Below are 14,534 nucleotides of genomic sequence, written 5' to 3'. Positions count from 1 at the left end.
TAAATGGCAAAGTTTGAAGTAAAGAACAGCGAGGGCAAGAAGGTCGCCGAGGCCGAGCTCGCCGCTGAGGTGTACGGCATCGAGCCGAACATCCACGTTATGCACCACATCGTCAAGTGCCAGATGGCCTCTTGGCGTCAGGGCACCCAGTCCGCTAAGGGCCGCTCTGAGGTTTCCGGTGGCGGCAAGAAGCCTTGGCGTCAGAAGGGCACCGGCCGTGCCCGCCAGGGTTCCATCCGTGCTGCCCAGTGGCGTCACGGTGGCGTCGTCTTCGCCCCCAAGCCCCGTTCCTACGCTAAGCGTATGAACAACAAGGAGGTCAAGCTGGCTATGCGCTCCGCGCTGTCCGCCAAGCTGGCCGATGGCGAGCTCGTGCTCGTCGACGACTACGGCTTCGAGAAGCCTTCCACCAAGGCTGCCGTCGCCATGCTCAAGGCTCTCGGCCTTGAGGGCAAGCGTCTGACCATCATCGTTCGCGATGAGGACGTCAACGCCTACCTGTCGTTCCGCAACATTCCCAAGACGTTCATCATCACTGCCGACGAGGCCAACACCTACGATCTCGTCAACAACAACGCCGTGCTGATGCCCGCCGACATCGCCGCTCACTTCGGGGAGGTGCTTGCATAAATGACCGCCCACGAGATCATCATCCGTCCGATCGTGTCCGAGCGTTCCTTCTCCGGCATGGAGCTGAACAAGTACACGTTCGAGGTCGCCAAGGATGCTAACAAGTATCAGATCAAGGACGCTGTCGAGGAGATCTTCGGCGTCAAGGTCGTTCGCGTGAACACCCTGACGGTCAAGCCCAAGACCAAGCGCGTGCGCTATGTCGCCGGCAAGACCCGTACTTGGAAGAAGGCCATCGTCACGCTGGCCGAGGGCGACACCATCGAGGTCTTTGGCAACCAGGCCTAAGACTCGCTGCTGTTGAGTGAGCTCATGCCTCCCAAATAGGGGAGGCGAGAGCTCAAGGTTTTGGGCGTATAAAATGGACACGCCCGGAACCGTGTATACGTCCGGTGTCATCGCACCCGAGGCAGAACCTCGAATCCCTGTCTGCGATGGCTAACGGATTCCTATTGAAAGGGATTGTAATGGCTGTAAAGCACCTTAAGCCGACCTCCGCTGGTAGGCGTTGGCAGACGATCTCCGACTTCTCCGAGATCACCTGCACCAAGCCCGAGAAGTCTCTTCTCGAGCCCCTGCCCAAGAAGGCCGGTCGTAACAACAACGGCCGCATCACCACCCGCCACCAGGGCGGCGGCGTGAAGCGTCGTTACCGCGTAATCGACTTCAAGCGCAACAAGGACGGCGTGCCCGCCAAGGTTGCCACGATCGAGTACGATCCGAACCGTTCCGCTCGCATCGCTCTGCTGCACTATGCTGACGGTGAGAAGCGTTACATCCTGGCCCCCAAGGGCCTCGAGGTCGGTCAGACCATCATGTCTGGTTCTGACGCCGACATCAAGCCGGGCAACGCTCTGCCCCTCGCCGACATCCCCGTCGGTACGCTCATCCACGCTGTCGAGTTCCAGCCGGGCAAGGGCGCTGCTATCGCCCGTTCCGCCGGTAACTCCTGCCAGCTGATGGGTAAGGAGGGCAAGTACGCTATCGTCCGTATGCCTTCCTCCGAGATGCGCCGCATCCTCGTTACCTGCCGCGCCACCGTCGGTGAGGTCGGCAACGCCGATCACGCCAACATCGTCATCGGCAAGGCCGGCCGTAAGCGTCACATGAACGTGCGCCCGACCGTCCGCGGTACCGTCATGAACCCTGTCGACCACCCGCACGGCGGTGGCGAGGGCAAGAACCACACCTCTGGTCGTCCCTCCGTTACCCCCTGGGGTAAGCCGACGAAGGGCCTTCGTACGCGCAAGAAGAAGAAGGTCTCGAACCAGCACATCATTCGTCGCCGTAAGAAGTAATTTCGGATACCGAGTTTTAGGAGAAAGCACTTATGAGCAGAAGTCTCAAAAAGGGCCCGTTCGTGGAGACTCGCCTTCTCTCGCGTATCACCGCGATGAACGAGGCTGGCAAGAAGGACGTCGTGAAGACCTGGTCCCGCGCGTCCACCATCTTCCCCGAGATGGTTGGTCACACCATCGCCGTCCACGACGGCCGCAAGCATGTGCCCGTGTATGTTACCGAGTCCATGGTTGGTCACAAGCTCGGCGAGTTCGCGCCGACTCGTACGTTCCGTGGCCACAAGGCCAAATAGGGGGTTAACCGTAAATGGCAACTAAGTCTATTGAAACTGAGGCCACCGAGGTTCGCGCCGTCGCTAAGTACGTGCGTGTTTCCCCCAGCAAGGCCCGCCTGGTGGTCGATCTGATCCGCCGCAAGCCTGTCGCTCAGGCCTTCGACATCCTCCACTTCTGCGACCGCGCCGTCGCCGTGGATGTCGAGAAGGTTCTCCGTTCCGCCGTTGCGAACGCCGAGAACAACAACGGTCTGCGTGCCGACAACCTGGTTGTCGCCGCTGCCTATGTTGACGAGGGTCCGACGCTTAAGCGCATCCGTCCCCGCGCCAAGGGTTCCGCTTCTCGCATTCTGAAGCGTACTTCCCACATCACCGTCGTCGTTGCTCCTCGAAAGGAGGCGTAAAGCTGTATGGGTCAGAAAGTCTACCCCACCGGCTTCCGTCTTGGCATTACCGAGAACTGGCGCTCCCGCTGGTTCGCAGAGAAGGATTACGCTAAGACCCTCGGTAACGATCTCGAGATCCGCAAGTACCTCGAGAAGCGTCTTTCCCGCGCAGCTGTCTCCCGCGTCGAGATCGAGCGCGCTGGCGACAAGGTGAAGGTCATCATCCTCACCGCTCGCCCCGGCGTTGTCATCGGTAAGAAGGGTGCCGAGATCGATACCCTCCGCACCGAGCTCGAGAAGGTCGCTGGCGTCTCCAAGGGCCAGCTCTCCGTCGACGTTGTCGAGATCAAGCGCCCCGAGCTCGACGCCAACCTCGTTGCTCAGTCCATTGCTGAGCAGCTCGAGGGCCGCGTTGCCTTCCGTCGCGCTATGCGCAAGGCTGTCCAGTCCGCCCGCAAGGCCGGCGCTAAGGGCATCCGTATCCAGTGCTCCGGTCGTCTCGGCGGTGCCGAGATGGGCCGTCGTGAGTGGTACCGCGAGGGTCGCGTGCCTCTGCACACCCTCCGTGCCAAGATCGACTACGGCACGGCTGTCGCCAGCACCACCATGGGCGCTTGCGGCGTGAAGGTCTGGATCTACCTGGGCGAGAAGCTCCCGGGCCAGCCTGTTCCCAACCCTGCACTCGAGGGCTCTTCCCGTCCTCGTCGTCGTAACTCCGAGAGGAGGGGTCAGTAGTGCTTGCCCCTAAGCGTATTCTTCACCGCAAGGTGCAGCGTGGCTCCATGAAGGGCCAGGCCAAGGGTAATACCGAGCTGCATTTCGGCGAGTTTGGTATCCAGGCTCTCGAGGCCCATTGGATCACCAACCGTCAGATCGAGGCCGCTCGTATTGCCATGACCCGCTACATGAAGCGTGGCGGTCGTGTGTACATCACGATCTTCCCCGATAAGCCCATCACCAAGAAGCCTGCTGAGACTCGCATGGGTTCTGGTAAGGGTAACCCCGAGGAGTGGGTGGCCGTCGTCAAGCCCGGCCGCATCATGTTCGAGGTCAAGGGCGTGCCCGAGGAGGTCGCTCGCGAGGCTCTGCGTCTTGCACAGCACAAGCTTCCCATCAAGACCAAGATTGTTGCTGCTAAGAACGCTGAGCAGCGCATCGAGAAGGAGATGGCTGAGGAGGCCGCTCTCGAGGCCAAGTGGGCTGCTGAGGACGCCGCCGCCGCCAAGGAGGAGAACTAATGAAGCCCGCAGAGATTCGTGAGCTCTCGGACGCTCAGCTCGTTGAGAAGCTGAAGGAAATGCGCGCCGAGCTCTTTAACCTTCGTTTCCAGATGGCCACCAGCCAGCTGGACAACACCGCTCGCGTCAACACCGTGAAGAAGGACATCGCTCGCGTCCTCACGGAGCAGCGCGCCCGCGAGATCGCAGCGGAGAAGTCCGCTGTCGCCGAGTAGGACCTAAGGAGAGAACATGACTGATTCGCGTAACTCGCGTAAGGTCCGTACGGGTGTCGTTACCTCCGTCTCCGGTGCCAAGACCATTGTCGTCACCATCACCGAGCGCAAGCGTCACCCCAAGTACGGCAAGATGATGACCAGCTCCAAGAAGCTGCACGCTCACGACGAGGAGTGCACGGCTGGCGTGGGCGATACCGTCCGCGTTATGGAGACCCGTCCTATGTCCAAGATGAAGCGTTGGCGCCTCATCGAGGTCGTCGAGCGCGCTAAATAAGCAGTCGCTCTTACGACTTGTACGTTTCCGAAGATGTGCGTATGCCTGGTTTGCATACCACAGGCCGCCTAAAGGCTGCGCACCTCTCTTCGGTTCTTAGTTCGGAGGAACATCTACCATGATTCAGATGCAAACCATGCTGAACGTCGCCGACAACTCCGGCGCTCGCAAGATTCGCTGCATCAAGGTGCTTGGCGGTTCCAAGCGTCGTTATGCAGGCATCGGCGATGTGTTCATCGGTGCTGTCCAGGAGGCTACCCCTGGCGCCAACGTCAAGAAGAAGGACGTTGTCCGTTGCGTCGTCGTTCGCACCGTTAAGGAGATCCGCCGCAAGGATGGCTCCTACATTCGCTTTGATGAGAACGCTTGCGTTGTCATCAACAACGATGGTTCGCCCGTCGGCACCCGTATCTTCGGGCCTGTCGCTCGCGAGCTTCGTGACAAGAAGTACATGAAGATCGTCTCGCTCGCTCCCGAGACCCTGTAGTTAGGGGAGATATATGTATATCAAGAAGGGCGATAAGGTCCAGGTTCTCTCTGGTAAGGATCGTGGCAAGCAAGGCGTTATCCTGCGTGCTCTCCCCGCCGAGAACAAGGTCGTTGTCGAGGGCGTTTCGGTCGTCAAGAAGGCCGTCAAGCCCAACGCTGCCAACCAGCAGGGCGGCATCGTTTCGCAGGAGGCTCCCATCGACGCCTCCAACGTCAATCTCGTTTGCCCCGAGTGCGGTAAGGTTACCCGCGTCGGTCACGAGAAGGACGGCAAGAACAAGCTGCGCGTCTGCAAGAAGTGCGGCCACAAGTTCTAAGCTGCCCGCAACATCAAGTTGCTAGCAAAGGCCCGGATGCCACGGCACCCGGGCCTTTTTCTATCCCTACTCATTGGGGACAGACTTAAATGAGTGGCCGTTGAGGACGTTCTTAACCGGCTAGTTGATGGGGACGGTCTTCAACTAAGTTGCGGTGAAATAGGGACTGATTGGGGGCTCTAGGGGGCTAAACAGTCCCTATTTCACCGCAACTTACGTCGGGTCTGTGGCGGTATGGCGCATGGATCGATGTGGCAGGAAAGGAACGTTCCTATGTGCCGGCAACCGGGGACGTTCCCTTCGTGTCGGCAGTTTGGGACAGTCATTTGGAGTCAGATGATCCGATTCTTCCGTCTTTCTGTCCATCTGATGGCGCGCGTTTCTGCGCATTAGTCTGCGTAGAATTACGTGAACGTGCGCAGAAATGCACCGTTTACGGTCGAATAATGACCGTTTCGCGGTAATACGCGCTAAAGTACGCACATACGCGCGTAATTATGCGAATATAGAGCTGTCAGAAATGCAAGACGTTCTATGACACAGGAGGCACATGATGGCAGATTCCAAACAGGCTCCGCTCGATGCTGCGGCAGCCGCTAAGGCAGCGTTCGCATCGGTCCAAGACAAGCCGTTCCCCGATGACCTCTTTACGGCTCCCGAGCTCCGTTGGGCCGTGATCGGCTGCGGCGTTATCGCCAACCAGATGGCTCAGTCCCTCGCACTTGCCGGCCGCAAGCTCGCTGGCGTTGCAAACCGCACGCTTTCCAAGGCGCAGGCTTTTGCCGAGCAGTATGGCGTCGAGAAGGTGTACGACACGGTCGAGGATCTCTATGCCGATCCGGATATCGACGCCGTCTATATCACCACGCCGCACAACACGCATATCACCTATCTGCGTGCCGCGCTGGCCGCCGGCAAGCACGTGCTCTGCGAGAAGGCCATTACCCTCAACTCTGCCGAGCTCGACGAGGCCCGTACCATCGCCGACGAGCATAACGTGGTCCTTATGGATGCTACCACGGTGCTCCACATGCCGCTGTATCAGGAGCTGCGCCGTCGCATGGATGCGGGCGACTTTGGCCGCATGAACCTCGCCCAGCTCAACTTTGGCAGCTATAAGGAGTACGGCGACCTGACCAACCGCTTCTACAACCGCAGCCTTGCCGGCGGCGCCATGCTCGACATTGGCGTGTATGCCCTGTCCGTCATGCGCCTGTTTATGGCCAGCCAGCCAGCCGAGGTCGTGTCTCTGGGCAATACCTGCGAGACTGGCGTTGACGTCGCGGGTGGCATTGTCTGCCGTAATGCTGAGCAGCAGCTGGGCGTTGTGAGCCTTACGCTCCACTCCAAGCAGCCCAAGCGCTCGGTCATCAGCTTCGATAAGTGCTATATCGAGGTCAACGAGTATCCGCGTGCCGATCATGCGACCATCGTGTGGACTGCGGACGGTCACCGTGAGGAGGTCCACGCTGGCACCGAGGCATACGCTCTGTGCTACGAGATGGCCGACCTGGAGAAGGCCGTTGCCGGCGATGATTCGAAGCGCGAGCTTCTGGGCTATGCTTCTGATGTTATGGAGCTGATGACCAAGCTCCGCGCCGACTGGGGAGTCGTGTACCCCGAGGAGGAGTAAGCGATGCTTGCGGAAGATAGGCTCAACGCGATCGTGACGATGGTGCAGCAGGCCGGCTCGGTTACCGTGCCGGAGCTTGCTGAAGCCCTGGGCGTGACGGCGTCTACCATTCGGCGCGACCTGCAGGCGCTCGACCGTGCACACCGTATCGCCAAGGTGCACGGAGGCGCGACGAGTCTGGAGCGTGCGCACGTGACGCGCGACCTGACGATCAGCGAGCGCAGTGATCTCCATAACGATGACAAGGAGCGCATCTGCGCCCGTGCCGCGGCTCTGGTGGAGCCCGATAGCTTTGTGTATATCGATTCGGGCTCCACGACCCTCAAGCTCATCGAGCATCTTCCGCGCCTTGAGGGTGTCACCTATGTGACCGATTCCGTGCTCCATGCTCAGCATCTCGCCCTGCGTGGTATGCGCACCGTGGTGCTAGGCGGCGAGCTCAAGCCCGAGACCGAGGCACTCGTCGGTCCCGATGCCTTGGCAACTCTGGACCGCTATAACTTCAACTGCGGCTTTTGGGGTTCCAATGGCATCGCCGCCGAGCAAGGTCTCACCACACCGGATATCGAGGAAGCGCAGGTCAAGCGTATCTCGATGCGCCATACCGCCAAACGCTTCGTAATCTCGGACGCCAGTAAATTTGGCATGGTGGCGCCCGTTAAGTACGCGGACTTCCGCGACGCAACGATTATTACCGCAGGTGAGGTGCCCGCCAAGTACCAGACAATGGATAACGTCATCACGGTCTAGCGACAGGGCAAGGTCAAAACCATTTAGGTTCCTCAATAGAAAAGCGGCAACACCCTCGATGGGCGATGCCGCTTTTGTTGTCTGCCGTTTTGTCTAAATCTGTAACAACTGGACCGTTAAAAGTGGGTTAGATGTTACAGATTGAGATACTTCCGAACCGCGCGGTCCCTTTGTCTCAATCGGTAACATCTGGGACCGATTTTGCCGAGTTATTGTTACACATTGAGATTTTCCCTTAAGGGGGATTCGAATATCTCGATCTGTAACAGATAGACCGGAAAATGGGTTCTAACTGTTACAGATCGAGACGTTTTGGGACCGCGGCTGAGCCATTGCGGCAAACCCGCCACAAAGGTGACTGTCCCTTTTTTGGCAGGTTTTAGGGCTCCCAGGGGCAGGGGGCTTCGATGTGGATGTGCTCATCGGTTACGGGATGCGTGAAGGACACGCTGTGGGCATGGAGCATCAGGCCGCAGGGGCGCGGCGTTCCGTACAGGTCGTCGCCAACCAGGGGATGACGCTCGCTTGCCAGGTGCACACGGATTTGGTGCTTGCGGCCGGTGAGCAGCTCGACATCGATATACGAGCGCGTGGGCAGGCCACGACGGCTCTTAAGGCGCTTGAGCACCTTCACGCGCGTTAGAGACGGCTTGCCGCTGGCGCCGACGCGCATCTTTCGGCTGTCGTGACGGTCGCGGGCGATGGGCTTGTCGATGAGCTTTTCGTTCCAGTCGATCTTGCCCTCGGCGAGCGCCAGGTAGTGCTTTTCGAAAGCGTGGTCGATGACCATCTGGTCAAAGGCGGGCTGCGTCTGCTTGTCGAGCGAAAACAGCACTACGCCGGTGGTGTCGCGGTCCAGGCGGTTGAGCGGCTGCATGTCGGTCGCGGCAAAGCCGTCGCCCATCGCCAGCAGCAGGTCGCTGGCGTAGTCGGTGAGCGTGCGCTCGCCGGTGCCGTCGCCGTGGACGATCATGCCGGCGGGCTTGTCGATGGCCATGAGCCAGGCGTCGCAGTAGAGGACTTGAGGTTCTTCGTTCACGTGTAAGCCTTTCGGTTAGCTGATTCCCACAAACATGCAGCCCGAGGTGGCGCCGCGCAGGCGGGCGGCGGGCTTTCGGCCGGCTTGAGCCGCCTCGACGGCGCGACGGACGCGGGCGACGGCACGACCCACCTCATCCGCCTCGAGCAGCGTTCCGTCCACCATGAGACGACGCACGCCGGCATCGAGCAGCTGAGGAACCTGCGGCGTGAGGTCGATGGGGTAGGCATCGTACAGGCGAGAGCGGCCGTGGATGTCGGTGCGGACGGGCATGACCTTTCCGTCGATATTCTTGAGCGAGAGCTTGCGGGCACGCAGACGGCAGTTGACACAATCGTGGATGCAGCCGTTGGCAACCTGCAGAATGCAATGCTCGCTTGTCATAACGCGCGGGCGGCCAAAGACGGTGATGCCCAGAGCCGCGGGCGCGGCGGCGCCGAGCGAGATAATCTCGTCGAGCGTGATCTCGGGCGAGAGCCAAAACGCACCGGCTCCGCGCTCGGCAAGCGCCTCCATGCAGGGCGTGTTGTGCACCGGCAAGCAAGAGCGAATCTCGACCGTGGCGCCGGCCTGCGCGGCTACGGCGAGCTCGGAGATATTGCCGACGGCGACGGTGGCTCCGGCATTGATCCAGGGATCGACGCGCTCGTGGTCAACGGCGCGGCAGACCTCGTCGAGTATGGGCACGATACCCTGCCCAAATGCATCGGCAGGGGAGAGCCCGGCGGCCTCGAGCGCGTCGGTGGTCATGTAGATGCGCGCGGCCCCCTCGGCACGAGCTGCCTCGGCGGCTTCGAGCGTGGTGACGGCGGCGCAGATTTGCGGCTCGTCACGGTAATGCTCGGGCATGGCGCGCGTACATTTGTCGAGCACCGGCAGCTCGAACGTTTTCGCGCGTTCCTCGTACGGCGACAGAATGGCCTCCTCCAATGCTTTACAGGCAGCGGCGCGCACCTTGTGCACGGCGGAGAAGCCCATACCGCAGCCGGCGTCGAGCGAAACGTCAAAGCTCGCTGCCTCAAAGGGCGAGGAACCCATGCGGCCTACATGCTCAACCAGGTCTGCCGCCTCGACGGCGCGGGTCTTGGCGGCCTCGACGGTGAAGCCTGTGGCGGTGGCGGTGAGCGCGGGGTTGTCACAGCAGGTGAGTGTGACGGTAAACGGCTCGCCCAGGCGCGCCACGACAGACACATCAACAGCTCGGCGTCGCAGCACGTCGCGCTTGAGCGCGGCGCCGGCGGCGTCGGTGGCACGCTGACTGCGAATCACGCGGACGCGGCAGCCCTCGGGCATGCTGCGGGGCACGCGACATTCGATGATGTCACCGGCGGCGGCATCATCGGCGGCAATGGTGGTCAGGAACTGGTCGAATTCGTCGTCGTGGCGAAGCTCCAGCAGGTCGCCCTTGCCCACGGGCTCAAACAGCTCAATGCGGGCGATGGCGGCGCGGCGACGGCGGTCGTCGGGCTTGAGGCCGCGCACATCGCGGTTGGCCGGGCGGCTGCCTAGCACTGTGCCCACGATCTGGCCGCGGTTGTTGGAACGCTCATAGCTCATCATCTCGTCGCCCGAGGTGCCGTCCTGATAGGCGTGCGTAAAGTCGCGGTTGAAGCAGCGCTTGAGCTGGCGCTGGCGGGCGGCTTCCTCGTCCTTGGCAACGGTGGCTCCGGATAGCATGTCGTCAATTTCGTGACGATACACATCGACGATGGAGTACACGTAATCGGGCGCCTTCATGCGGCCCTCGAGCTTGAGCGACGCGGCGCCGGCATCATACAGACGACGAACAAGCTGTGAGGTGTTGGTGTCACGCGGGCATAGCGCACGCTCGCGGCCGGCGGGGGAGAGCGCGCGACCGTTCTCGTCGATCAGCTCGTAGGGCAGGCGGCAGGGCTGGGCGCACATGCCACGGTTGGCCGATCGTCCCGCCATGGCAAAGCTCGAAAGCAGGCATAGGCCCGAGTAGCAAAAGCAGATGGCACCATGGCTAAAGACCTCGAGGTCGACATCGGGTGCGGCACCGTGAATGGCGGCAATCTCGTCGATGGAGAGCTCGCGCGACAAGGTAACGCGGTCGGCGCCCTGCTCGCGGCACCAAAGGGTTCCGCGGTCGTCATGGATGTTCGCCTGGGTCGAGATATGCGTCTCGATGCCGGGCATGGTGCGCTTGACCTCAAAGAACAGGCCCCAGTCCTGGATGATGAAGGCGTCGGCGCCCAGCATGGAGCAGCGATGGATGAGTTGCAGCGCATCGCCCATCTCGGACTGCTTGATGACGATGTTGACCGTGACGTAGACGCGCGACCCGGCTAGATGTGCGGCTCGGCAGGCTTGCTCAAAGGCCTCGTCGGTAAAGTTGGTGGCCTTGCGACGGGCGTTGAAGCTGCCCATGCCGCAGTAGATGGCGTCTGCCCCGGCGGCGAGTGCGGCGGCAAAGGGCTCTGGCCCTCCGGCGGGCGCTAAAAGCTCGGGTCTGCGGTTGGTGGTTCGGCTGGCGGTTGCGGTCATATCCTGCCTTTCAAAATGCTCAGATAAACAAAAGTATAGTGGTGCTGTTGCGGCGGACGAGTCCTGTGGCCCAAGCAGGATAAAGTCTTCAGCAGCCCTTCCAGCAAAAATGATCCGTTCCCCTCCGTCCCCATCGGATCAGGTGATCCATAGGGGACGGAGGGGAACGGATCATTTTGAGCTTCACCGTTCGGTCGTGCCGTTCAGCGGCCGACAGGCGCCGTTGGGCGATAAATTATTCTCGTAACGTGATAATAATCTTGCATCGCGCGGGAACCTTGAGTACTATCCCAAATCAAGCGCGGTGTTCAGACCGAATTGTGCCTCCCGGTGCGAACGCCGCGCTCACGCTCTCTATCTGATCGTAAGGAGAAAAACATGAGCAAGACCGTCGTGTCTTCCGATAACGCACCCGCAGCCATCGGCCCGTATTCCCCCGGCATCCAGACCGGCAACATGGTGTTCCTGTCCGGCCAGCTGGGCATCGACCCCGCAACCGGCAAGATGCCCGAGGGCGTCGAGGCCCAGGCTAAGCAGTCCCTTGCTAACGTCGAGGCGCTGCTGACCGCTGCCGGCGCCACCTTTGCCGATGTCGTCAAGACCACGGTCTACCTGGCCGACATCGCCGACTTCGCTGCCGTGAACGAGATCTACGCTTCCAAGTTCGAGGCTCCGTTCCCCGCGCGCAGCGCTTTCCAGGTTGCCGCCCTTCCGGCCGGCGGTCTGGTCGAGATCGAGGTCGCCGCCGCCCTCTAAGATGTAGGCGAAGCAAGACATGACATGCAAAAAAGAACCCTGCAGCGCGTGCGAGCTGCAGGGTTCTTTTTGTCGAGCGACGGATCACTTGTGAATCCACCAGGGGCAGTCTTTTTGGGACGGGGCTATTTTAGCTACCCCTACATGCAGGATTGTTTTTACTTGCGGCTCATCGAAATCACGGGCAGAGAGGGGGTAGCTAAAATAGCCCCGTCCCAAAAAGACTGCCCGCGCTCCATTTTGCTTGTTAGCCTTCCTTGCGAACTTTTTGCAGGTAGCGGTAGACGCTGGGCTCCGAGATGCCCAGCGCGGTTGCGGCGCAGGCCACGGCACCCTTGAGCATGAACACCCCGTTGCCGTTGAGGTGGCGAATGACGTCCACGCGGTCGCTCTGACCAAGTGACGCTACATCCAGCCCGCGCGCGCTCAGCAACTCGGCAATGCTGCGGTCGATGAGCTCCTGTGTAGACTCCGAAAGACTTTCGACTTCGATAGACGCAGGCTCCGCCTGCCTTGGCACAGCGTCGAAGCACGACATGAGCTGCTGCGCCATGGCGTTGATGGAGCGCACAGTCGAGAGGTCGGTGTTGACGCAGAGCATACCGACGATCTCGTCATTCTCGCGGATAAAGTACGTCGCCGACTCCAACGTCTTGCCGCTGGCACCGCGCCCCTCATAGCCCGTAATAAACGGCAGGTCGCGATACTTGGCGTCGTGCATGATCTTGAGTGCCAGATCGGTGGCGGGACCGCCGACCTTGCGACCGCTCACGATGCCGTTGCGAATATCGACGATGGCGTGGTCGGGATCCGAGAAATCGTGCAGCACGATTTCGCTGTTCTTACCGAGTATCTGCTCCAGGAAATCGACCATCGGCAAAAAGCGACGTACGGTCTCGTTCACGGGCAACTCCTTGGGGTGAAATCGAAAATGTTCATAACAATTTTTTCTCATGGTAACACGCTGTTCGTCATCTCGTATATTCGCAGGTACATTGCGTAATACAGACGAGCGGTAGGAATTCGGCGGTAAACGGTCGACCAAAAGAAAAGTTAGATGTTATTTTGACCAGACAATTTCCTGACCTGCGGAAATGCATTGTCTCAGCTCAAGAATAGTCTGATAACAAAAAATTATTATTGAGAATGAGAATCATCTTTAATACGATATCCAACGAAGGCACAACCTCAACCCCGCACTGCGTCACAATAGAGCGTTAGATGCGAAAACAACTATTTCGAGGATTGGTGGTCAAATGACCCAGGAGACGGTTACGAACGGCACTGAAGCCCTGTTCACTCGTGAAGGCATGCCTCCCGTTAAGGAAATGATCCCGTGTGCCCTTCAGCACGTGCTGGCATCGTTTGCCGGCATCATTACCCCGGCGGTCATCATGGCCGGCGTCTACGGATTTAATAGCCAGCAGAGCACCGACATCATCCAGGTCGCGCTCATTCTTTCGGCAATCGACACGGCCCTTCAGGCCTTCGCTCCCTTCCGTCGCATCGGCGGCGGCCTGCCCATCGTCATGGGCGTTTCGTTCGCGTTCCTCCCGGCCCTCCAGGCCATGGGTGCCTCGGGCTTTAGCTTTGGCGCTCTGCTGGGCGGAGAGATCGTCGGCGGCGCCGTCGCGGTCCTCTTTGGTCTGGCCTACAGCAAGATTAAGTGGCTGTTCCCGCCTGTCGTGACCGGTACGGTCATCTTCTCCATTGGCGTCTCTCTCTATCCCACGGCCGTCAAGTACATGGCCGGTGGCATGGGCACGCCGCTGTGGGGCACTCCGCAGGCCTGGTGCGTCGCTCTTATCACCTTCGCCGTGGTCTTTGCGCTCGCCAACTTTGGCAAGGGCACGCTCAAGCTGGGATCCGTGTTCTTTGGCATGATCGTTGGCATGATCGTTTCGATTCCCTTTGGCATGATCGACTTCTCCAGCGTTGCCACCGCTCAGGTCTTCGCCCTTCCCAAGCTCATGCCCTATGCGCTCGAGTTTGATCCCGAGGTCTGCATTACCCTCGCCGTCGTGTTCCCCATGGTTGCCATCCAGGTTATCGGTGACGTCTCCGCCGCCTGCCTGGGCTCCATCGACCGTATGCCCACCGAGCGCGAGCTCTCCGGCGCTATCGTGTCCCAGGGTCTCACCTCTATGGTCGGCGGCCTGCTGGGCGGTCTTCCCACCAGCGCCCTTGGCCAGAACGTGGGCATCATCTGCTCCAACAAGGTCGTCAACAAGTGGGTCTTTGTGATCATCGCGGCCGTCTTTGCCATCGCCGGTCTGTTCCCGCAGCTCTCTGCTGTCCTTTCCGCTATCCCGCAGCCCGTCATCGGCGGCGCGACCGTCGGCGTCTTTGGCACCATCACTATGAACGGCGTGCGCATGTTCACCCGCGAGGGCCTCACGCAGCGCACTACCACCATCGTCGGTACCTCCGTTGTCTTTGGCCTGGGTATTTGGATGGCCAGCGGTTGCCTTGCCGGCGAGGGCATGCCCGCCTGGGTGTCCACCGTCATCGGCTCCAATGCCGTAACCCCCACCGCCATCATGGCCATTGTCCTTAACCTGATCCTTCCGCAGACGCCAGTCGTGGCTCAGCACATCGATGCCGCCAAGGACGCTGCCGTGGATCTGGTCTTGCCCGAGAGCAAGAAGTAACCAATATCGGTGCTATTCGTCGGCGGGCGCATCGCCTCGTCCGCCGACGTCATGCGGCGCCAAGCCGCACTT

At 60.4% G+C, this 14,534-nt stretch carries 17 protein-coding genes and 1 pseudogene; 15 read left to right on the top strand and 3 right to left on the bottom strand.

Annotated elements, in window-relative coordinates; translation table 11 throughout:
• The first annotated feature begins 3 nt into the window (after positions 1 to 3).
• From rplD to I2G43_RS03380, 13 genes and pseudogenes are all read left to right on the top strand, one after another.
• Positions 4 to 630: a 50S ribosomal protein L4 gene (gene rplD, locus I2G43_RS03440; protein WP_006235032.1), complete on the top strand. Its 627-nt coding sequence runs from the start codon at positions 4 to 6 to the stop codon at positions 628 to 630.
• Positions 631 to 918, top strand: coding sequence for a 50S ribosomal protein L23 (gene rplW, locus I2G43_RS03435; protein WP_195535080.1), 288 nt, complete (start codon positions 631 to 633; stop codon positions 916 to 918).
• A 179-nt stretch (positions 919 to 1,097) separates the two neighbouring features.
• Positions 1,098 to 1,928, top strand: coding sequence for a 50S ribosomal protein L2 (gene rplB, locus I2G43_RS03430; RefSeq protein WP_055250219.1), 831 nt, complete (start codon positions 1,098 to 1,100; stop codon positions 1,926 to 1,928).
• Positions 1,929 to 1,960: 32 nt separating this feature from the next.
• Complete coding sequence (rpsS, locus tag I2G43_RS03425; protein WP_006235035.1) at positions 1,961 to 2,221, top strand: 30S ribosomal protein S19; 261 nt, start codon at positions 1,961 to 1,963, stop codon at positions 2,219 to 2,221.
• 14 nt (positions 2,222 to 2,235) lie between these two features.
• On the top strand, positions 2,236 to 2,607 hold the full coding sequence (gene rplV, locus I2G43_RS03420; RefSeq protein ID WP_006235036.1) for a 50S ribosomal protein L22: 372 nt from the start codon (positions 2,236 to 2,238) through the stop codon (positions 2,605 to 2,607).
• A gap of 6 nt (positions 2,608 to 2,613) precedes the next feature.
• Positions 2,614 to 3,324 carry a 30S ribosomal protein S3 gene (rpsC, locus tag I2G43_RS03415; RefSeq protein WP_006235037.1) on the top strand — a complete coding sequence of 237 codons (711 nt, stop codon included), beginning with the start codon at positions 2,614 to 2,616 and terminating at the stop codon, positions 3,322 to 3,324.
• Positions 3,324 to 3,719, top strand: a pseudogene (rplP, locus tag I2G43_RS03410) (50S ribosomal protein L16); the annotation flags it as partial. The gene rpsC and the pseudogene rplP, both read left to right, overlap by 1 nt.
• Positions 3,720 to 3,826: 107 nt before the next feature.
• A complete protein-coding gene (gene rpmC / locus I2G43_RS03405) occupies positions 3,827 to 4,042 on the top strand; it encodes a 50S ribosomal protein L29 (protein ID WP_006235039.1) in 216 nt (71 codons plus the stop codon).
• 16 nt (positions 4,043 to 4,058) lie between these two features.
• Positions 4,059 to 4,319 (top strand): 30S ribosomal protein S17, encoded by a 261-nt coding sequence (gene rpsQ / locus I2G43_RS03400; RefSeq protein WP_006235040.1) that lies wholly within the window; start codon positions 4,059 to 4,061, stop codon positions 4,317 to 4,319.
• Between the two features lie 118 nt (positions 4,320 to 4,437).
• On the top strand, positions 4,438 to 4,806 hold the full coding sequence (gene rplN / locus I2G43_RS03395; protein WP_006235041.1) for a 50S ribosomal protein L14: 369 nt from the start codon (positions 4,438 to 4,440) through the stop codon (positions 4,804 to 4,806).
• A 13-nt stretch (positions 4,807 to 4,819) separates the two neighbouring features.
• On the top strand, positions 4,820 to 5,125 hold the full coding sequence (gene rplX, locus I2G43_RS03390; protein WP_099432059.1) for a 50S ribosomal protein L24: 306 nt from the start codon (positions 4,820 to 4,822) through the stop codon (positions 5,123 to 5,125).
• Positions 5,126 to 5,678: 553 nt separating this feature from the next.
• Complete coding sequence (locus tag I2G43_RS03385; RefSeq protein ID WP_195535079.1) at positions 5,679 to 6,758, top strand: Gfo/Idh/MocA family protein; 1,080 nt, start codon at positions 5,679 to 5,681, stop codon at positions 6,756 to 6,758.
• Positions 6,759 to 6,761: 3 nt separating this feature from the next.
• Complete coding sequence (locus I2G43_RS03380) at positions 6,762 to 7,508, top strand: DeoR/GlpR family DNA-binding transcription regulator (RefSeq protein WP_195535078.1); 747 nt, start codon at positions 6,762 to 6,764, stop codon at positions 7,506 to 7,508.
• A 379-nt stretch (positions 7,509 to 7,887) separates the two neighbouring features.
• On the opposite strand, the gene I2G43_RS03375 is transcribed toward I2G43_RS03380, so the two are convergent.
• Positions 7,888 to 8,547, bottom strand: a complete 660-nt coding sequence (locus tag I2G43_RS03375; RefSeq protein WP_324249490.1) for an RluA family pseudouridine synthase — start codon at positions 8,545 to 8,547, stop codon at positions 7,888 to 7,890.
• A gap of 15 nt (positions 8,548 to 8,562) precedes the next feature.
• Positions 8,563 to 11,055 (bottom strand): peptidase U32 family protein, encoded by a 2,493-nt coding sequence (locus I2G43_RS03370; protein WP_195535077.1) that lies wholly within the window; start codon positions 11,053 to 11,055, stop codon positions 8,563 to 8,565.
• Positions 11,056 to 11,433: 378 nt separating this feature from the next.
• On the opposite strand from I2G43_RS03370, the gene I2G43_RS03365 reads away from it, so the two are divergent.
• The gene (locus I2G43_RS03365) at positions 11,434 to 11,811 is read left to right on the top strand and encodes a Rid family detoxifying hydrolase (RefSeq protein WP_195535076.1); all 378 of its coding nucleotides are present in this window, start codon (positions 11,434 to 11,436) and stop codon (positions 11,809 to 11,811) included.
• Between the two features lie 247 nt (positions 11,812 to 12,058).
• On the opposite strand, the gene I2G43_RS03360 is transcribed toward I2G43_RS03365, so the two are convergent.
• The gene (locus I2G43_RS03360; RefSeq protein ID WP_324249489.1) at positions 12,059 to 12,715 is read right to left on the bottom strand and encodes a helix-turn-helix transcriptional regulator; all 657 of its coding nucleotides are present in this window, start codon (positions 12,713 to 12,715) and stop codon (positions 12,059 to 12,061) included.
• Positions 12,716 to 13,067: 352 nt separating this feature from the next.
• On the opposite strand from I2G43_RS03360, the gene I2G43_RS03355 reads away from it, so the two are divergent.
• A complete protein-coding gene (locus I2G43_RS03355; protein ID WP_055285183.1) occupies positions 13,068 to 14,462 on the top strand; it encodes a uracil-xanthine permease family protein in 1,395 nt (464 codons plus the stop codon).
• Positions 14,463 to 14,534 lie beyond the last annotated feature (72 nt).

Source organism: Collinsella aerofaciens (assembly GCF_015557435.1).
GTDB lineage: Bacteria > Actinomycetota > Coriobacteriia > Coriobacteriales > Coriobacteriaceae > Collinsella > Collinsella aerofaciens_Z.
The sequence above is the reverse complement of the archived record's forward strand: the minus strand, read 5'-3'. Positions and strand labels throughout refer to the sequence as shown.

Coding starts and splice junctions, on each gene's coding strand:
- rpsQ (WP_006235040.1), top strand. CDS start 4,059: ATGACTGATTCGCGTAACTCGCGTAAGGTCCGTACGGGTGTCGTTACC.
- I2G43_RS03380 (WP_195535078.1), top strand. CDS start 6,762: ATGCTTGCGGAAGATAGGCTCAACGCGATCGTGACGATGGTGCAGCAG.
- rplN (WP_006235041.1), top strand. CDS start 4,438: ATGATTCAGATGCAAACCATGCTGAACGTCGCCGACAACTCCGGCGCT.
- rplB (WP_055250219.1), top strand. CDS start 1,098: ATGGCTGTAAAGCACCTTAAGCCGACCTCCGCTGGTAGGCGTTGGCAG.
- rpsS (WP_006235035.1), top strand. CDS start 1,961: ATGAGCAGAAGTCTCAAAAAGGGCCCGTTCGTGGAGACTCGCCTTCTC.
- I2G43_RS03370 (WP_195535077.1), bottom strand. CDS start 11,055: ATGACCGCAACCGCCAGCCGAACCACCAACCGCAGACCCGAGCTTTTA.
- rplV (WP_006235036.1), top strand. CDS start 2,236: ATGGCAACTAAGTCTATTGAAACTGAGGCCACCGAGGTTCGCGCCGTC.
- I2G43_RS03365 (WP_195535076.1), top strand. CDS start 11,434: ATGAGCAAGACCGTCGTGTCTTCCGATAACGCACCCGCAGCCATCGGC.
- rplW (WP_195535080.1), top strand. CDS start 631: ATGACCGCCCACGAGATCATCATCCGTCCGATCGTGTCCGAGCGTTCC.
- I2G43_RS03385 (WP_195535079.1), top strand. CDS start 5,679: ATGGCAGATTCCAAACAGGCTCCGCTCGATGCTGCGGCAGCCGCTAAG.
- rplX (WP_099432059.1), top strand. CDS start 4,820: ATGTATATCAAGAAGGGCGATAAGGTCCAGGTTCTCTCTGGTAAGGAT.
- rplD (WP_006235032.1), top strand. CDS start 4: ATGGCAAAGTTTGAAGTAAAGAACAGCGAGGGCAAGAAGGTCGCCGAG.
- I2G43_RS03355 (WP_055285183.1), top strand. CDS start 13,068: ATGACCCAGGAGACGGTTACGAACGGCACTGAAGCCCTGTTCACTCGT.
- rpmC (WP_006235039.1), top strand. CDS start 3,827: ATGAAGCCCGCAGAGATTCGTGAGCTCTCGGACGCTCAGCTCGTTGAG.
- rpsC (WP_006235037.1), top strand. CDS start 2,614: ATGGGTCAGAAAGTCTACCCCACCGGCTTCCGTCTTGGCATTACCGAG.